This is a genomic window from Enterobacter sp. JBIWA008 (assembly GCF_019968765.1).
Taxonomy (GTDB): domain Bacteria; phylum Pseudomonadota; class Gammaproteobacteria; order Enterobacterales; family Enterobacteriaceae; genus Enterobacter.
In genome coordinates this window covers 3,624,989-3,641,477 of sequence record NZ_CP074149.1, presented here as the reverse complement: position 1 = coordinate 3,641,477, position 16,489 = coordinate 3,624,989, and the positions used below count along the sequence as shown (strand labels likewise).

Annotated in this window: 21 protein-coding genes and 1 other RNA gene; 13 read left to right on the top strand and 9 right to left on the bottom strand. The window is 51.6% G+C overall.

All coding sequences use genetic code 11. The annotated features are described in order from the left end of the window. The first annotated feature begins 6 nt into the window (after positions 1–6). The 10 genes from KGP24_RS17455 to KGP24_RS17410 all read left to right on the top strand — a co-directional run bounded on the left by KGP24_RS17455 (position 7) and on the right by KGP24_RS17410 (position 7,063). The gene (locus KGP24_RS17455; RefSeq protein WP_115455386.1) at positions 7–669 is read left to right on the top strand and encodes a Gp138 family membrane-puncturing spike protein; all 663 of its coding nucleotides are present in this window, start codon (positions 7–9) and stop codon (positions 667–669) included. Beyond that, positions 666–830 carry a hypothetical protein gene (locus KGP24_RS17450; RefSeq protein WP_181884090.1) on the top strand — a complete coding sequence of 55 codons (165 nt, stop codon included), beginning with the start codon at positions 666–668 and terminating at the stop codon, positions 828–830. The genes KGP24_RS17455 and KGP24_RS17450 overlap by 4 nt, the downstream gene beginning before the upstream one ends. Positions 831–1,151: 321 nt before the next feature. Further along, a complete protein-coding gene (locus KGP24_RS17445; RefSeq protein ID WP_223561269.1) occupies positions 1,152–1,736 on the top strand; it encodes a hypothetical protein in 585 nt (194 codons plus the stop codon). 8 nt (positions 1,737–1,744) lie between these two features. Beyond that, complete coding sequence (locus KGP24_RS17440) at positions 1,745–2,770, top strand: tyrosine-type recombinase/integrase (protein WP_223561268.1); 1,026 nt, start codon at positions 1,745–1,747, stop codon at positions 2,768–2,770. A gap of 270 nt (positions 2,771–3,040) precedes the next feature. Beyond that, complete coding sequence (locus tag KGP24_RS17435) at positions 3,041–3,565, top strand: hypothetical protein (RefSeq protein WP_223539412.1); 525 nt, start codon at positions 3,041–3,043, stop codon at positions 3,563–3,565. A 52-nt stretch (positions 3,566–3,617) separates the two neighbouring features. Then, the gene (locus KGP24_RS17430; protein WP_072025531.1) at positions 3,618–3,806 is read left to right on the top strand and encodes a hypothetical protein; all 189 of its coding nucleotides are present in this window, start codon (positions 3,618–3,620) and stop codon (positions 3,804–3,806) included. Between the two features lie 93 nt (positions 3,807–3,899). Next, positions 3,900–5,045 (top strand): baseplate J/gp47 family protein, encoded by a 1,146-nt coding sequence (locus KGP24_RS17425; protein ID WP_223563518.1) that lies wholly within the window; start codon positions 3,900–3,902, stop codon positions 5,043–5,045. Then, entirely contained in the window at positions 5,042–5,722 is a 681-nt protein-coding gene (locus KGP24_RS17420; protein ID WP_223561267.1) for a DUF2612 domain-containing protein, read from the top strand. Before KGP24_RS17425 ends, KGP24_RS17420 begins: the two co-directional genes overlap by 4 nt. Beyond that, entirely contained in the window at positions 5,722–6,636 is a 915-nt protein-coding gene (locus tag KGP24_RS17415; protein ID WP_223561266.1) for a phage tail protein, read from the top strand. Before KGP24_RS17420 ends, KGP24_RS17415 begins: the two co-directional genes overlap by 1 nt. Position 6,637: 1 nt before the next feature. Then, entirely contained in the window at positions 6,638–7,063 is a 426-nt protein-coding gene (locus KGP24_RS17410) for a tail fiber assembly protein (protein WP_223561265.1), read from the top strand. Positions 7,064–7,112: 49 nt separating this feature from the next. On the opposite strand, the gene KGP24_RS17405 is transcribed toward KGP24_RS17410, so the two are convergent. The 4 genes from KGP24_RS17405 to smpB all read right to left on the bottom strand — a co-directional run bounded on the left by KGP24_RS17405 (position 7,113) and on the right by smpB (position 9,535). Beyond that, positions 7,113–7,799, bottom strand: a complete 687-nt coding sequence (locus KGP24_RS17405) for a hypothetical protein (protein WP_223561264.1) — start codon at positions 7,797–7,799, stop codon at positions 7,113–7,115. Between the two features lie 263 nt (positions 7,800–8,062). Beyond that, positions 8,063–8,329, bottom strand: a complete 267-nt coding sequence (locus KGP24_RS17400; protein WP_223561263.1) for a DinI family protein — start codon at positions 8,327–8,329, stop codon at positions 8,063–8,065. Between the two features lie 270 nt (positions 8,330–8,599). Beyond that, positions 8,600–8,963: a transfer-messenger RNA gene (gene ssrA, locus KGP24_RS17395) on the bottom strand. Between the two features lie 89 nt (positions 8,964–9,052). Next, the gene (gene smpB, locus KGP24_RS17390; protein WP_008502505.1) at positions 9,053–9,535 is read right to left on the bottom strand and encodes an SsrA-binding protein SmpB; all 483 of its coding nucleotides are present in this window, start codon (positions 9,533–9,535) and stop codon (positions 9,053–9,055) included. A 156-nt stretch (positions 9,536–9,691) separates the two neighbouring features. Here smpB and KGP24_RS17385 point away from each other — a divergent pair, with 156 nt between their 5' ends. Both KGP24_RS17385 and KGP24_RS17380 read left to right on the top strand, forming a co-directional pair. Beyond that, a complete protein-coding gene (locus tag KGP24_RS17385) occupies positions 9,692–10,129 on the top strand; it encodes a type II toxin-antitoxin system RatA family toxin (RefSeq protein WP_024908332.1) in 438 nt (145 codons plus the stop codon). Further along, entirely contained in the window at positions 10,119–10,406 is a 288-nt protein-coding gene (locus KGP24_RS17380; protein WP_023333124.1) for an RnfH family protein, read from the top strand. Before KGP24_RS17385 ends, KGP24_RS17380 begins: the two co-directional genes overlap by 11 nt. Before the next feature lie 102 nt (positions 10,407–10,508). On the opposite strand, the gene bamE is transcribed toward KGP24_RS17380, so the two are convergent. The 3 genes from bamE to nadK form a co-directional block, all read right to left on the bottom strand. After that, complete coding sequence (gene bamE, locus KGP24_RS17375) at positions 10,509–10,847, bottom strand: outer membrane protein assembly factor BamE (protein ID WP_008502502.1); 339 nt, start codon at positions 10,845–10,847, stop codon at positions 10,509–10,511. A 138-nt stretch (positions 10,848–10,985) separates the two neighbouring features. Then, the gene (recN, locus tag KGP24_RS17370) at positions 10,986–12,647 is read right to left on the bottom strand and encodes a DNA repair protein RecN (protein WP_223561262.1); all 1,662 of its coding nucleotides are present in this window, start codon (positions 12,645–12,647) and stop codon (positions 10,986–10,988) included. Between the two features lie 86 nt (positions 12,648–12,733). After that, a complete protein-coding gene (gene nadK / locus KGP24_RS17365; protein ID WP_223561261.1) occupies positions 12,734–13,612 on the bottom strand; it encodes an NAD(+) kinase in 879 nt (292 codons plus the stop codon). Between the two features lie 122 nt (positions 13,613–13,734). Here nadK and grpE point away from each other — a divergent pair, with 122 nt between their 5' ends. Beyond that, a complete protein-coding gene (grpE, locus tag KGP24_RS17360; protein ID WP_223561260.1) occupies positions 13,735–14,328 on the top strand; it encodes a nucleotide exchange factor GrpE in 594 nt (197 codons plus the stop codon). A 52-nt stretch (positions 14,329–14,380) separates the two neighbouring features. Here grpE and KGP24_RS17355 read toward each other — a convergent pair whose 3' ends face one another. Together KGP24_RS17355 and KGP24_RS17350 are read right to left on the bottom strand one after the other, a co-directional pair. Continuing rightward, the gene (locus tag KGP24_RS17355) at positions 14,381–15,667 is read right to left on the bottom strand and encodes an HlyC/CorC family transporter (RefSeq protein ID WP_039263458.1); all 1,287 of its coding nucleotides are present in this window, start codon (positions 15,665–15,667) and stop codon (positions 14,381–14,383) included. A gap of 19 nt (positions 15,668–15,686) precedes the next feature. Next, a complete protein-coding gene (locus KGP24_RS17350; RefSeq protein WP_032623031.1) occupies positions 15,687–16,478 on the bottom strand; it encodes an inner membrane protein YpjD in 792 nt (263 codons plus the stop codon). Between the last annotated feature and the right edge of the window lie 11 nt (positions 16,479–16,489).

Sequence of the window (16,489 nt, the reverse complement as noted above, 5' to 3'; positions counted from 1 at the left end):
GGACTCATGCCATTCATTAGACCTGCAGATGAGCAGGATGTAGCACAGCTTGTTCAGGATAACGCCAAAGCAGCAGTGACCAATGCGTTACCCGGCGTTATTCGTTCATTCGACCCGAAAACTGTCACCTGCGACGTTGATATAGCCATTACGGCAAGAATGACGAAGGCCGGCACAATGGACGAAGATTTCCAGTATGAATCCGTCCGTTATCCGATCCTTAATGATTTGCCAGTAGTTTTCCCGCGCGGTGGCGGCGTTACGCTGACTTTCCCGATTAAAGAAGGTGATGAATGCCTGATTGTGTTTTCGTCGCGTAGCATTGATTTCTGGTGGCAGAACGGTGGGGTACAGGAAAGGGCTGACGGGAGAGTTTTGGATCTGTCAGATGCGTTCGTTATTCCGGGCCCGCAGTCGCAGGCACAGAAAATCAGCGGCATCAGCACCAGCGCTGCACAACTTCGTACTGATGATGGTACGGCATTCGTTGAAGTGGCCGCTGGTGGCGCTATTACTATTACCAGCTCACAGATCACCATCAACGGACCAGTACAGGTAAACGGCTCGATAACTTCCACTGGCGACCAGACAGCTAACGGAATTAGCCAGGTTAATCATACTCACGGCGGCGTACAGTCCGGTGGAAGCAATACAGGAAAACCACAATGAGTAACATCGAAAAGATTAAGCCTCAAAAGCGTGAGGCAGAAGAAAAAGAGAACGTTCGTACATGGCAGGACGATCTGACCAGCCAGCCCCACCTTGACAGCGATAGCGCCATTGTAGAAAGACAATTGCAAAGAAATGCTCCCGGGGTAAATGTTGTTTAAATGTTAAATTAAAATCGGCGAGTATGAACACCTATGTACACTTATGAAGGGTTATGAATACTGGTGTTCATGCTTTATCTATATGAATATTATGATTAATCTCGCGAATATGAATACCATGAACACCTTGAGAGCAAGTTCTCTAAAACACGTCCTAAACGCAACGAAAAAGGCATAAGAATCATTTTTATAGTCCTAAGGAGAATATGCGTTAACAATTTATTATCATTTTAATTTGGGTGATTCATGGCGTTTTGCGAGCAAAAAATAACCATCGAGTTAGCCGTATTAAATGTCAGACGAGAGGAACGGTAACTTAAAATGAAAAATAGCGTTACTAATGCAAACTCCTGCTCTGATACGCAGGAAATTGAAAGTGTACCTGCATACAGGCAGGCACTGGCCGATGAAGCAGTAAGTAATAATGTGTCTGCTGTAGAACGTATACGGGCAAGGTTAGCGCTTCTGGAGAGCTATATTCCTGATTCGCCTGTACCACAAGACGAGGTGGCCGCATTTCGTGGCCGCATCGCCGGATTACTCGGGGAAGTGAAGGAGGGCGGTAAACGAGGCACTGTACTGATGCATGCGCACCGAAAATTACGCGATTTAGAGGATCGGATTTACATACCTATACGCCAGACGGCCGCTGCAGAGTTTGACCAGATGCGGCGGGAAAAACCGGACATGGAGGGCGATGTATTGCTGAAAACTCTTGTGGGCGCTGAAATTGGCGAATATCAGGCGAGAAACCCGGAGGCGTCAAAAATAGCCACGCTGGCCGCGATTATGAGGTCATCACCCCGTGCGGATATTCTCATCAACATGATCCGCCAGCGAAACGATAAGCATCCGGCAGCAGTGTTTAGCTGGTGTCCTATGGAATTACCTTTGCAGGGTGTGTAGGGGGAAACATGGCATCTATCCGTGAGATTGGCACCGGAAAGCGCCTGCGTTATGTCGTTAACTGGCTGGATAAAGAAACCCGTACCGGGCGACGCAATACCTTTCACAGCATCGACGATGCGGCGGCGCTGCTGTATCAACTGGAAGTGGCAGCCCTTGACTGGCGAACGGCAGACAATGCGGAGGCGGTAAAACGCTGGACGCTGCAGAAACTGTCCTGGTTCTGGCTGGGGTATCAGCGTGACAGGCTGAACCGGAACAGGATCAGGGCAACCAGTTACGACCGCTACCGCTATTGCCTGCTAAACCTCCCGTCTGACCTGCTGAATAAAAACCTGAATAAAATCACTTCACGCCAGCTTAGCGAGCGGCTTAACCGACAGTCGCTTGTGTACATCGGCGCGGCTTTTGCTTATCTCATGCGGTCCGGGATGATTGCGCATAATCCGGTTCGCCAGAGCCGATCACCGGCAGACAGGCCGTGGCAAATCCCGGATGAAGATACCGTATTAGCCATGCTGGATCGCGCAGAGCGGCGCGAAAGGATTGCTATCTGGCTGGGCGCGGCTTGCGGCCTGCGTATCAGCGAAGTGCTGGCGTTAACGTATCGGGATGTGAGCGCTGACGAAATACAGGTTCGCTGCCATCTGACTTCACGCGGGATTATCCGGGGCAGAAAGCGCGGCAGGGGCCGTTCCGTCGATATGCCGGTTGGCCTGTATGAGTGCCTGGATAAAACGCTGCTGGGAACGGATACACCGCTGATTGCCGGGAGCAACGGACAGAGGCTGAGCCTGAACTACAGCACATCCGGCGTGATGAAACGCCTGCTCTCTGAATTCGGGATAGCGCGCTTTCATGACCTGAGGCATTTTGCGGTGTCCAGCCTGGTAAAAAACGGCGTTGATATTCTGGACGTGTCGGACATGGTGGGCCACTCCCGGCCGTCGGTGACGTTGAATATTTACGGGCATCTTTTCCGCGAAAAACCGTCACTCAAGAACGCTCTGAGAGGAGGGGTAAGGAGAATATAGTAAACTCCTTACTTTCCCGGTGTGATGCGGGTTCATCGACTGTAAGCGACGATCCAGCCATTTTTGGATAATACCGCACTTTTTCACGCTTTCCGGACGGGTGAGCAACAAAATGCGGAGAAATGAGGAATGACGCGGCCTGTAGCCCGACAAAGTGCGGCATATCACATGAGCGCAGGCCGCATTCTACCGTTATCGATACGCCGCGGACTTTTTGAGGGTTCGTGAGCACGTCCCGTTTTTTGCCGATGGTGGACAAAGTGAGGAAAAATGAACGTTTTAGCAGCCGCTGAAAATGGCTTCCGGTTTAAGGGGATCTGGTGGACGGAGGAGACCTTTACTGACGTATTACGCACGGTACTGAACCTGCACCGTGCTATGAGTAATCACCGGGTGGCTTTTCACTTTGGAGTTTCTGAAAAAGCCGTCAGGAAATTGAGAGCACGCAGCGATACCGCCAATGGGGTGATACTGCGCCTGATGGAAGAAGCGAAACTCAGCAGGAGCAGGCCAGCACAGTATCGCGAACGCAACTGGTACAACAATTACCCGGAAGACATCGAGGCCAGAAAAATACTGATAGCCGCAGAGGAGGAAAGGGAAAGGCAGCGGGTGGTTCGACATGAGCAGCGAAAGCAGAGAACGCGCCGGGTTACTGATGGCGCTGTACGTCTTGAGCGGATTAGAGCGCAGCGGCGTGAGGCGGTACAATGCTGTAAACGGTCAGGATTAACTCAGGTGCTGGCAGCAGAAAGCCTGTCATGTTCGCTGAGCACTGTCCGGCGGTACTGGTGAATGTTGAGCGACCGTAGCCGTTAAGTTTCACTTCTGGTAATGAGTAACTTACATGCTGAAATCTGATGTGATTGAGTCTGCAATAGCAGAGATGTTAACAAAGCAAGGGCGAGATTTAGACGCTACTGACATGCTGGAGATACGCCGTAGGGTAGCTGGATCGCTCGCCGCAAAGGAAAGGCACCGCCAGCGCATGACAGCCCCGGAATATCGCTGGAACAAGCCTGCACCCCGCAGATAGTAATTTGCACACCTAAGAGCAGTTAACGGACTAGATTCCCACTACAAATAAAATAAAAGCCATATATATCAATAGCATTATCATTGTTATTGAATCAGTGCGCCTGATTACCAGACGATACTCGATACCCTGACGAGCTATTTTCAGCAGATTTATGGCAGCGACGCTTATCTGGAGCCAGACAGCAAAGACGGCCAAATGGTGGCGCTGGTGGCGCTGGCTATTCACGATGCCAACAACACGGCCATCTCCGTTTATAACTGCTTCTCACCTGCTACGGGTTACGGTGCAGCGCTGACGAGTAACGTAAAAATTAACGGTATCGCGCGCCGAGGGGCGACGAACTCTACCGTGGATCTGCTTCTGACCGGTACCGCCGGGACATCCATCACAAACGGTACCGTGAAAGACACGAATAACGTGATCTGGCGACTTCCTGCCTCGGTGACGATCGGTGTCGGCGGTTCCGCGACGGTAACTGCAACCTGTTCAAACAGCGGAGCGGTTGCGGCGCTGGCCGGGGCGATTACCACTATCAACACGCCGACCCGTGGCTGGGCTTCAGTAACCAACCCAGCAGCGGCCACCGTAGGCGCACCAGCGGAAACCGACGCAGAGCTGCGCATCAGGCAGGGACAAAGCGTAGCGCTACCATCCCTTACACCGTTTGAAGGTGTCGACGGTGCGATCGCCAACGTTGCAGGCGTGACACGACACAAGCTCTACGAGAATGATACTGGCGTTACTGATAGTAACGGGCTGCCGCCACACTCTATCTCGGCCATCGTGGACGGCGGGGACGTGACCGACATTGCCCAGACTATCCGGGGTAATAAAGGACAGGGAACGGCCACCTATGGGACAACTTCTGTCACGGTACCGGACACCTACGGCAATCCACACGTGATCAGCTTCTCGCGATCTACTGATGTCCCGATTTACGGGCATATCACCCTGAAAGCATTCACCGGCTACACGTCGCAAATTGGGGTACAGATTCAGCAGGCCGTCGCGGATTACATCAACGGGCTGACGATCGGCGACGATGTGCTGCTGAGCAGGATTTATTCTCCGGCGAACCTCGGTGTAGTGAGTGGAGGCAATGCGCGCTACTACGACATACAGGAGCTGCTGATTGGCAAATCAGCTGGTAGCGTGGCGGCGGCAAACATCATCATCGCCTACAACGAATCCGCGTCGTGTAAACCCGAAAACATTGTTCTAACGGTGACGTCATGAGCAAGTACACGGACTTAATCACCAACTATCACGCCACGAAGCCGAAATTTTTTGATCACGTCGACCTGAGCACTCGGCCACTGATTGATATCACCGGTGCCACCAGGGGACTGGTAACCGCTTTCGACATCGATACCGCCGTCGGCGTCCAGCTCGATACGCTCGGCCTCTGGATTGGCCGCAGTCGCATAGTCAGCCAGCCGATAAGCGGAGTGTATTTCAGTTGGGACACTGACGGCCTTGGATATGACCAGGGCGTGTGGCAAGGCCCGTATGATCCAGATGCGGGCTACACCACTCTGAGTGATGAGACATACCGCATCGTTCTTAAAGCAAAAATCGCCATCAACAACTGGGACGGCCGCAATGATTCGCTGCCACCCATCCTTGACGCTGCAACTGCAGGCTCTGGCCTGAAGATGCAGATCGTCGACAACCAGGACATGACGATCTCGGTCTGGGTATTTCCCGAGACTGATATTTCAAATGTGTCCCTCGAACTGATCGCCGCTATCAAACAGGGCTATCTCACCGTTAAAGCTGCTGGCGTATGGGCCGGTGACGTTGAAACGCCCTCGGTAGAAGCACCATCCGAGGGTTCTAAATTCTTTGGTTTTGATATGGATAACGAATACATCGGCGGGTTCGATGTTGGAGCATGGGGGACAATACTCTAATGGCAACAAATAACTTCAAAGCGTTTGCTCTTGATCCTAACGCTAACGTCACACCACAGGCTGACTGGGAATCACTTCCCGCTCTGCTCTCTGGGTTCACGGCGGGCAAAGCATCCAGTGCACAGGTAAACAAGGCAATTCGTCAGTCCAGTTTTATCGCTGCGGCAGTTGCTCAGTATGTGGTTAACAAAACGAATCAGGATGTCCTTGATAACGGGAATGTTAACGGCTTTATAAATCAGCTTATCGCAGCACTTGCAGAAAGCCCTAACTTTACAGGTGTGCCAACAGTACCAGATACTCATACCGGAAATTATGGTGAGCAAGCTGCAAACACAAAATTTGTTCGTGATGTGGTGAATGAACTTATTGATAATGCCCCAAGCGGACTGAATACATTAAGAGAACTGGCAGCAGCAATTAATAATGACCCTTCGTTTTATTCATCTGTTAATACTGCCATGTCAGGGAAATTAGCAAAAAGCCAGAACGGTGCTGATATACCTGATACAGCAACATTCAGAACGAATATCGGTGTTAAGTCTGCGAGCGTGCGCGATGTAGGAACCGGGGCGAATCAGATACCAGATATGTCATCATTTGGGATATCCACATCAGCGAACGGATGGTGCAAACTACCGAATGGTCTAATTATTCAATGGGGAAGAGGAGGGCCGTTAACCCCCGCAGCTCCAGATAACACCGTCAGCTTTAATATTTCGTTCCCGAATGAATGCTTATTCATCACCGAGCACGACCTCAATAATGCCGCAACCATGACCATGGTTCAGTTAGGATATGTAACCACAACTGGTTTTTCGGCATATAACCTTGGTCAACTGAACCGGAGCGCTCCTTCAGGGTTGCAACCTGTTATCTCAGCATATGTACAATGGATCGCAATAGGATATTGAAATGGGAAATTACTTTTATAGTGCAAAGAAAAACGCGTTTTACCCTGTGTCTCTGGAGGATGCCTATCGCGCTGCAAACTCCTGGCCTGAGGATGGCGTAGAGGTTGATGATTCTGTTTATCTTGAATACTCAGCAACGCCGCCTGAGGGTAAGGTTAGGGTGGCAAAAGACGGAGTGCCGTCGTGGGCTGATATTCCTCCGCCAACGCATGAAGAACTTGTTGCCTCTGCCAATGCTGAAAAACAAAAGAGGATTGACCAGGCTAACGACTATATGAACAGTAAGCAGTGGCCCGGGAAGGCTGCAATGGGGCGACTGAAAGATTCAGAGAAGGAACAGTATAACGCGTGGCTTGATTATCTGGATGAACTGGAAGCGGTTGATACTTCTACCGCTCCTGATATCAAATGGCCTGATAAACCATAACAAAATAGCTTATGAATGGCGAAATTAACAGTTTCGCCATTCATATAACTTAATAATAAGTTATCTCCCCATCATGTAAGGATGAATAACGGCAACAAAATTTTCTTGCTTCCGGTGCATGAATTAACCACGGCGAAAGTTTTACATTTGGGGCTAAAACAGGATCCCACATTGTTCGATGCTCATGGTGCCAAGAGAAATCTGTTTTGCTTTTAGTTATGCGTGGGTCAAGTTTTGATGTAAGAGAATCATACGGTATGGGATCATCAGTGTAGGCAACTGGTCCGTCATAAATTAGTTGTGCATATTTATTTATTACTCTGCTTACAGCAGATGTAAAGGCTAATGGATCATGTATGACATAGCAAGAGTCCTTATTGCTGTCTTCTTCATTCCATCTAAAGAAAAGTTCCTCTGTATACTTATTACTTGTGCAAAATAAGAATGAATCAGGGGCGCGTCTAAAAAGGGTTAATTTCGTGCCTGTATTTATTATTATTCGACCGCCTGATTTAACAATAAACATTTCAGATGCAATTGGCTCATTGCTACCCTCAGTAATAATCACTGGTTCGTCTATGACTCGCCTTATACTATGCTGCCCTTCTTTATCATCCCCCCTGGAACCGACATGACGAACAACATCTTTAAAATCATGAACTGTTCCCAATAGAAGACATCCGGTTTCGAAAAAGCTTTCCATATAAACGGTTGGTAAAAATTTATAGAGGTGCATTGATAAATTTCCTTATTGTTGTTTAGATATTTTTAGTTCAACCCTTCGGAACAATGGTTAATTTAAGCTATTAGAGTAAGAAAACGATTTTGAATGTTTACTTTATCAAGTTTCTACATTTTTGAAAGAATCGCTGTCGCGATAATGGCAAAATGACTGTCGAGTAACAAGAACAAGGAACAGATTTCAGGTAGTTTTGGTTGAAAGCTGTTAGACCTGATGCAGGCCGCCGGTGATAATGTAGCTGGCAGCCGGCACAATTTTTACAGCCCAACCTGGCGAACTGTCGGGAACTCAGATACCAGCCACATATCGGCCTCTTCAAACATATCTTCCAGCATGCGGTTCAGTTTTTCCCGATCGCTTTTGCTGGCATCGCTATTCAGGCCGTTTGCCTGCATCGGCTTCACCTTCACTTCGGCATCAGGGAAAATCTGGTGCACCCGCTTCGTCAGCTCGGCCAGAATAATTTCTCTGGCTCCTTCGAGCCCCTCTACATTGCGTTTGTCATAAACCAGTTCAACGAACATAAAAGCCTCCGGAAAACCGCTGTGGTTGTATACAGTATTTTTACTGTAAAAATAAACAGTGTCAAGGCGAGCGGGACGCGAAAGGGGGAGGGGTTTTGTTACCCTTATTTACAAATAGAAATACCCCAGACCGTGAGATCTGGGGTTCTTTTAAAGTGCACGTGCATTTCACGTGCATATTTTTGTCTTTTCTCGGTCTGCCTGCTGTCTGGTCAGTGTCCGTAAGTGGCTGTTTTTATTGCCGCTGTCCGGTTGCAGTCCTATCAAAAGTGGTGGAGCTGGCGGGAGTTGAACCCGCGTCCGAAATTTCTACATCCTCGGTACTACATGCTTAGTTTGTCTTTACATTCGCACGCCAGCTGCGGACAGACACGCCACTAACGAACTAGCCTGATTAGTTTTAACGCTTCAACCCCAGGCAGGGCTTCCACGCGATCTCTTTTGGGTTTGACCTCTCTTTGATCCCCGTCTTAAGAGCGGAAGCTAGGGAGAGAGGGCTCAGAGCAGGTTATTAAGCTGCTAAAGCGTAGTTTTCGTCGTTTGCGACTATTTTTTTGCGGCTTTTAACGAGGCAAACCGCCCCTCGGCATGCACCTTGGGTTTCGCAAATCCCGTCGAATCCAGAATCAGCCCCAATAGTGTTGAACTGAGTATACCAGATTTAACTTCCTGGATACCAGCCCGGAACGCTAACTTATTGAATAGTACAATAAGTGTGCAGAATCAACGTCCTGCGTTTTTCATAATGCGCGCTTTGTCCAACTGCCACTCGCGCTCTTTCAGGTCAGTACGTTTGTCGTGCTGTTTTTTACCTTTCGCGACGCCAACTTTAACTTTGCACCAGGCGTTTTTCCAGTACAGCGATAGGGCGACCACGGTGAAACCTTCGCGGTTGATGCGTCCGTAGAGGGATTCCAGCTCACGCTTGTTCAGCAGCAATTTACGGGTACGCGTTGGGTCACACACGTAGTGTGAGGAGGCGACGGTCAGTGGCGTAAAGTTCGCGCCAAACAGGAATGCTTCGCCATCTTTCAGGATCACGTAGCTATCACCGATGTTGGCTTTCCCGGCGCGCAGCGATTTTACTTCCCAGCCCTGCAACGCAAGGCCAGCTTCGAATTCTTCTTCAATGAAATACTCGTGGCGAGCACGCTTGTTGAGCGCAATGGTCGCCGAGCCTGGTTTATGTGCTTTTTTCTTCGTCATAAGTGTCGTAAAGCCGTCGGTAATCTGATTTCAAAAAGTCACCTCATTGCGTCCTGTGAGGTCTAACGCGCTATCTTAGCACGAGATGAGGCTTAGCGTTTTTTTAACAGGTGATAAATGTTATTATTTGTCCGTTGTGTGACCATGGGAAAAGCTATGCCTCAGATTAGCCGTACTGCGCTTGTGCCTTACAGCGCGGAACAAATGTATCAGTTAGTGAACGATGTTCAGTCTTACCCAGAGTTCATTCCGGGATGCACCGGGAGCCGCGTTCTGGAGTCTGGCCCGACGCAGATGACCGCGGCGGTGGATGTCTCCAAAGCGGGGATCAGCAAAACGTTCACCACCCGCAATACGCTGACGAGCAATCAGAGTATTTTGATGCATCTGGTGGATGGTCCGTTTAAAACCCTGATGGGGGGGTGGAAATTTACGCCGCTTAGCGCTGACGCCTGCCGCATTGAGTTCCAGCTGGATTTTGAGTTTACCAATAAGCTGATTGAGCTGGCGTTTGGCCGCATCTTTAAAGAGCTGGCCTCAAATATGGTTCAGGCGTTCACCACCCGCGCTAAAGAGGTTTACAGTGTCGCATAAGATTGCTGTAGAAGTGGTGTATGCGTTGCCGGAGAAGCAGTATCTGCAGCGCGTGACGCTGGAAGAGGGTGCAACCGTTGAGGCGGCTATACGTGCGTCCGGCATACTCGAGCTTCGCAGCGATATCGACCTGGCGAAGAATAAGGTCGGAATTTACAGCCGTCCGGTGAAGCTGGGTGATGTGCTGAAAGAGGGCGACAGAGTGGAGATTTATCGTCCGCTGATTGCCGACCCGAAAGAGCTGCGACGTCAGCGTGCGGAGAAATCGGCTAAGTAGCGTGTTTCCCCCTCACCCTGTACCTCTCCCAAAAGGGGCGAGGGGATAAAAGAAAAACAAAAAGGTGCTCAATGAGCACCTTTTTGTTTTTCTGACTTCTGATTATTTGGTCAGGGCAGGCTTGTTGTCGATGTTGGTCAACACACCGGCGCTGCTGAAGGTCAGCGTCAGGGTCTGCTGGGTCGCATCTTCGTGGCCCGGCTTCTGACGGAATACATAGAACCAGGTGTTAGTGCCGAACGGATCGGACATCATCGGGGTTCCCAGTGCATAAGCGACCTGCTGTTGTGTCATCCCCACGCGGATTTTTGACACATCGTTAGGGGTAAGGTAGTTCCCCTGGTTGATATCAGGACGGTAAACCACTTTCTCCAGAGTGGAACAGCCTGCGGTCAACATCAGAAGAACCGCTGCGGCAGCGGTCAGCATTTTACAACGCATAGTGATTTGATTCCTTTTCGGGCCCGAGCAGAACGCGGCTCATATGTAATATGCCGATGATAATAGACCTTGCCCCACTTTGAAACCGGTCTGGCGGCGTTTTTGTTGTTCTGTATGACCCTGAGATCTCGAAAAAGTTTATGCCGCCAGCAGTTCTTTCGCGTTCGCGAGTGTATTACGGGTGACTTCACTGCCGCCGAGGAGGCGTGCCAACTCCTGCAGGCGCGCACGTTTATCCAGCGGCTTCATATGCGTTTCTGTCATTTCACCGTCGGTTTCTTTGCTGACGATAAAGTGATGATGACCACAGCCCGCGACCTGCGGCAGGTGGGTGACGCACATCACCTGCGTTGATTCGCCTAACTGTCGCAGCAGTTTACCCACCACCGCTGCCGTTGGGCCGCTGATGCCGACATCCACTTCATCGAAAATCAGCGCCGGGGTTTCCATTTTACGCGCGGTAATCACCTGAATCGCCAGTGCAATACGCGACAGTTCACCACCGGAGGCCACTTTGGAGATAGCCTGCAGCGGTTGCCCCGGGTTGGTGGTGACGCGGAACTCAATGCGATCTGCACCTTCCGCCGTCAGGTGGTTTTCTTCAAAGCGGACATCAATGGTGAATACGCCGTGCGGCATCGCCAGCGTATGCATGCTGTCGGTGATGTGCTGGCTTAGCTCCTGGGCGTAATGCTGACGGATTTCATGCAGCTTTTGTGCTGTCGCCAGAGCCTGTTCATGGTGCAGGCTCACCGCGAGAGAGAGGGTTTCCTGCGAGTCAGCCTGATCGTCAAGCTGCTGCTGTTCTTCCAGCAGAGACTGATAGTAGCCCGGCAGTTCTTCCGGCGTGACGTGGTGCTTGCGCGCCAGCGAGATCTGACGGGAAATGCGCTGCTCCAGCTCAAACAGACGGTTCGGGTCGAGATCCAGACGTTCACAGTAATGGCGCAGTTCGTCACTGGCTTCGGAGATCTGAATCGCCGCTTCTTCCAGCATATCCAGAACGCCAGAAAGCTTGCTGTCCATGCCGACCAGTTCGGTAATCAGCTGGCGGACGTTATACAGCTGGCTCTGCAGGTTGACGTCTTCACCATCCGCCAGCAGGTTGAGCGCATTCTGGCTGGTTGAGAGCAGATGCCCGCTGTTCGCCAGACGTTTGTACTCTTCGTCGATTTGCTCAAACTCACCCGGTTGTGGGTTGAATTCGTTTAGCTCTTTAAGCTGGTAGGCCAGCAGCTCCGCACGTGCGGCGCGCTCCTGGCTTTGCTGCTGATGCTGGGCAAGCTCTCGGCAGCTCTGATGCCACTGGCGATAGTGCTCCGCCATAAGCTGAGTAAGCGCGTACTCACCCGCATAGCCATCGAGCAGCGCTTTCTGCTGTTCTGGTTTGACAAGTTGCTGATGCGCGTGCTGACCGTGGATCTGGATAAGCAGCTGGCCGAGTTCGCGAAGCTGGGAGAGCGGAACCGCCGTGCCGTTGATAAAGCCACGTGAACGCCCGTCGCTGCTGATCACGCGGCGAAGTAAACACTCAGGTCCATCTTCAAGCTGGTTTTGTTCCAGCCAGCGCTGAGCTGCAGGGGTATCTTTCAGGGAGAAGCGGGCGCACAGGTCGGCACGGTTTGCGCCCATGCGCACCATATCGCCCTCTGCTCGACCGCCAAGGCACAAGCCGAGGGCATCAATGGCAATAGATTTACCTGCACCGGTTTCCCCGGTGATCGCCGTCATGCCGCTGTGGAAATCGATCTCAAGCTCACGAACAATGGCAAAGTTGCTGATGGTCAGTTGTGCCAGCATAATTGTTTTCCTGTATGAAAAAACCATAACTGTGTTTTCATACAGTATAAACTGGTTTTTTATACAGTAAAGTACTGGATGCAAAATCAGAATAATTTTTTTGACCAGCCAAGCTTCGAGCTTAATGTATTGAAATAGCTGTAATCTTTAGGGTGAATCAAATTCAGATGGTAATCACACCGACGAATGAGAACATCTTCACCTTCCTGGATCGGCAGCGCTATTTGGCTGTCGCAGCTGATCTCCAGGTCATTACGGCGGTGCGAGAAGCGCAGACGTATCGTGCTGTCACCGTTGATAACCAGCGGGCGGGCGGAGAGCGTGTGCGGGAACATCGGCACCAGGGTTATGGCATCCAGCGAGGGAGTCAGGATCGGGCCGCCGGCAGAAAGCGAATAGGCGGTTGAGCCGGTCGGGGTGGAAATAATCAGCCCATCAGAACGCTGTGAGAAGGCAAAAATCTCGTCGATATAAACTTCGAACTCGATCATGTGCGCCACTTTACCGGGGTGAAGAACCACCTCGTTAATCGCGGTGCTGATGCGCTTCTGGCAGTCCTGTTGACACACCTGCGCTTCCAGCAAAAAGCGTTTTTCACTGATATAGTGGCCTTCCAGCACGTCGGCCAGCTGCTGTTGCGCATTGTCCGGGTCGAGGTCGGTTAAAAAGCCGAGATTTCCACGGTTGATGCCGATCACCTTAATGTCATAACGCGCCAGCGTACGGGCCGCGCCGAGCATGTTCCCGTCGCCGCCCACCACCACGGCGAGATCGGCCTGTTGGCCTATTTCCGCCAGCGTGCCGGTTTTGACGCTCTTCAAGTGCAGCTCCTGCGCAATCTGCTGCTCGACCATCACTTCATAGCCTTTGCTACACAACCAGCGATACAACATTTCATGTGTCGTTAGTGCGGTAGGGTGACGCGGATGCCCGACGATCCCAATACACCTGAAATGATTATTCATTTTCTGGAGGTCCTTGTGCCTGATGTATGATGACAATCTGTCTTGTTCCCTTGAATCCCGGAAACTGATCCCCATAATAAGCGAAGTTAGCGAGATGAATGCAGAAAAACGCGGAGAAATTCATGAGTAGTAAAGAACAGAAAACGCCTGAGGGGCAAGCCCCTGAAGAAATTATCATGGAACAGCACGATGAAGTTGAGGCTGTAGAGCCAGACGCATCTGCTGAGCAGGTGGACCCGCGCGATGAAAAAATTGCGAATCTGGAAGCCCAGCTGGTAGAAGCACAGAATCGTGAACGCGATGGTGTTCTGCGCATCAAGGCGGAAATGGAAAACCTGCGTCGCCGTACCGAGCAGGACGTTGAGAAGGCGCATAAATTTGCGCTGGAGAAATTTGTCAACGAACTGCTGCCGGTAATCGATAGCCTCGATCGCGCGCTGGAAGTGGCTGACAAAGCGAATCCGGACAACGCGGCAATGATTGAAGGTATCGAACTGACGCTGAAATCCATGCTCGACGTGGTGCGTAAGTTTGGCGTGGAAGTGATTGCCGATACCGACGTACCGCTGGATCCAAACGTTCACCAGGCGATTGCAATGGTGGAGTCAGAAGAGGTCGAAGCCGGTAAAGTGCTGGGTGTGATGCAGAAAGGTTACACCCTGAACGGCCGTACCATTCGCGCGGCGATGGTGACCGTGGCGAAAGCGAAAGCGTAATTTGCCATTCTTAGTGCCGGGTGGCGGCGTTCGCCTCACCCGGCCTGCAGCCTTACTCAGCGATGCTTTCGCGTAGGGGTTTTACGGGCAGGACTTTCACCTGCTTAATCATGTTGTCCTGCACGTCCAGGATATCAATATCGTACTGCTCAATGCGCACCCGCGTGCCCGCTGCCGGGATCTCTTCCAGCGCTTCCAGAATCATCCCGTTAATCGTGCGAGCCTCATCTTCCGGTAAATGCCAGTTAAAGGCTTTATTGAGTTCGCGAATGTTCGCGCTACCGTCAATCAGCACCGAGCCGTCGTTTTGCGGGGTGACCTCTTCCGCGAGGGAAGGCGACATCGACGTGGTAAAGTCCCCGACAATCTCTTCCAGAATATCTTCGACCGTCACCAGCCCCTGAATATCGCCGTACTCATTGACCACCAGGCCGACCTTCTTCTTGTTGCGCTGGAATTTCACCAGCTGCGTGCTGAGCGGGGTTCCTTCCGGCACGTAGTAAATCTCGTCGGCGGCGCGCAGCATCACCTCTTTGGTGAACTCTTTTTTCTCGGTCATCAGACGGTAGGCTTCGCGCACACGCAGCATGCTGATGGCGTCATCAAGCGAGTCGCGGTACAGCACAATGCGCCCGTGCGGGGAGTGCGTCAGCTGGCGGACAATGGCTTTCCAGTCGTCGTTGATGTCAATACCGACAATTTCGTTACGCGGCACCATGATGTCGTTCACGCTTACTTTTTCCAGATCCAGCACCGACAGGAGCATGTCCTGATTGCGGCGGGAGATCTGCGAGCGGGATTCATTCACTATAGTGCGCAGCTCCTCTTTGCTGAGCGCGCTGCTGATGGTGACATCGGCTTTGATCCCCACCATGCGCATCAGTACGCGCGTCACCATGTTCAGCAGCCAGACCAGCGGCATCATCAGGATCAGCAGCGGCGCCAGCAGGAAGCTGCTCGGATAGGCGACTTTCTCAGGGTAAAGCGCGGCAATGGTTTTGGGCAGCACTTCGGCAAACACCAGCACCACGAACGTCAGCACGCCGGTGGCAATTGCGACCCCGGCGTTGCCGTAAAGGCGCATCCCGACGATGGTGCCGAGGGCGGAGGCCAGAATGTTGACGAGGTTGTTGCCGATGAGCACCAGGCTTATCAGGCGATCCGGCTTGCGGAGCAGTTTTTCAACGCGACGAGCGGCACGGTTACCCTGTTTAGCACGATGCCGTAACCGGTAGCGGTTTAAGGTCATCATGCCGGTTTCCGAGCCGGAGAAATAGGCGGAGATGACCACCATGACGATCAGAATAACGATCAGCGTGGTGGTAGAGATGTGTTCCAGGGGGAACTCCTTTTGTTACTTAGCCAGCAAATTGCTGTATGAAGCGGCTGCCAAAATAGGCAAGGGTGAGAATGCCCGCACCCGCGACGTTGAACCAGACCACGCGACGACCGCGCCAGCCTTCATGATAATGGCCCCATAACAGGACAATATAGACAAACCACGCGATGATGGAGAGCACCGCTTTATCGATATTCTCCACGCTGAACAGGTTCTTCATGTAAAACAGACCTGTGCAGAGCGTCAGCGTCAGCAGCACCACGCCCACCTGGGTGATGTGGAACATCTTACGCTCAATGACCATCAGCGGCGGCATCTCATGGTTAAACGCCAGCTTTTTGTTTTTCAGCTGGTAGTCAATCCAGGCGAGCTGCATGGCGTAAAGCGCGGCGATGATAAGCGTCGCGTAGGCAAAGAGTGACAGGCCGATATGCACCAGCATCCCCGGGGTGGCCTCCAGGTGCGTAATAAATTCATTAGGCATAAAGGTGGCGAGGGCCAGATTGATCAGCGCAAAGGTGTAGACAATCGGCAGCAGCAGCCAGCCGCGATTTTTAGACGCAACGATGGTCATTACCGTACATATCATCAGGCTAACCAGCGAGCCGACGTTGAGGACGCTCAGGTTTTGCACGCTGCCGTCGCCGGGGATAATGCGTGATTCCAGCGCAAAGGCGTGGCTAATCAGTGCGATCACCGCCGAGAGAATAGCCATGCGCCGCCAGCCGCTGTTTTTTTGCAGCAGTCCGGGAATAATCAGCGCGAGGCTGACAGAGTAGGCAACAAGGGCGATCAGTGCGAAAACAGGCATATAGGCATCGA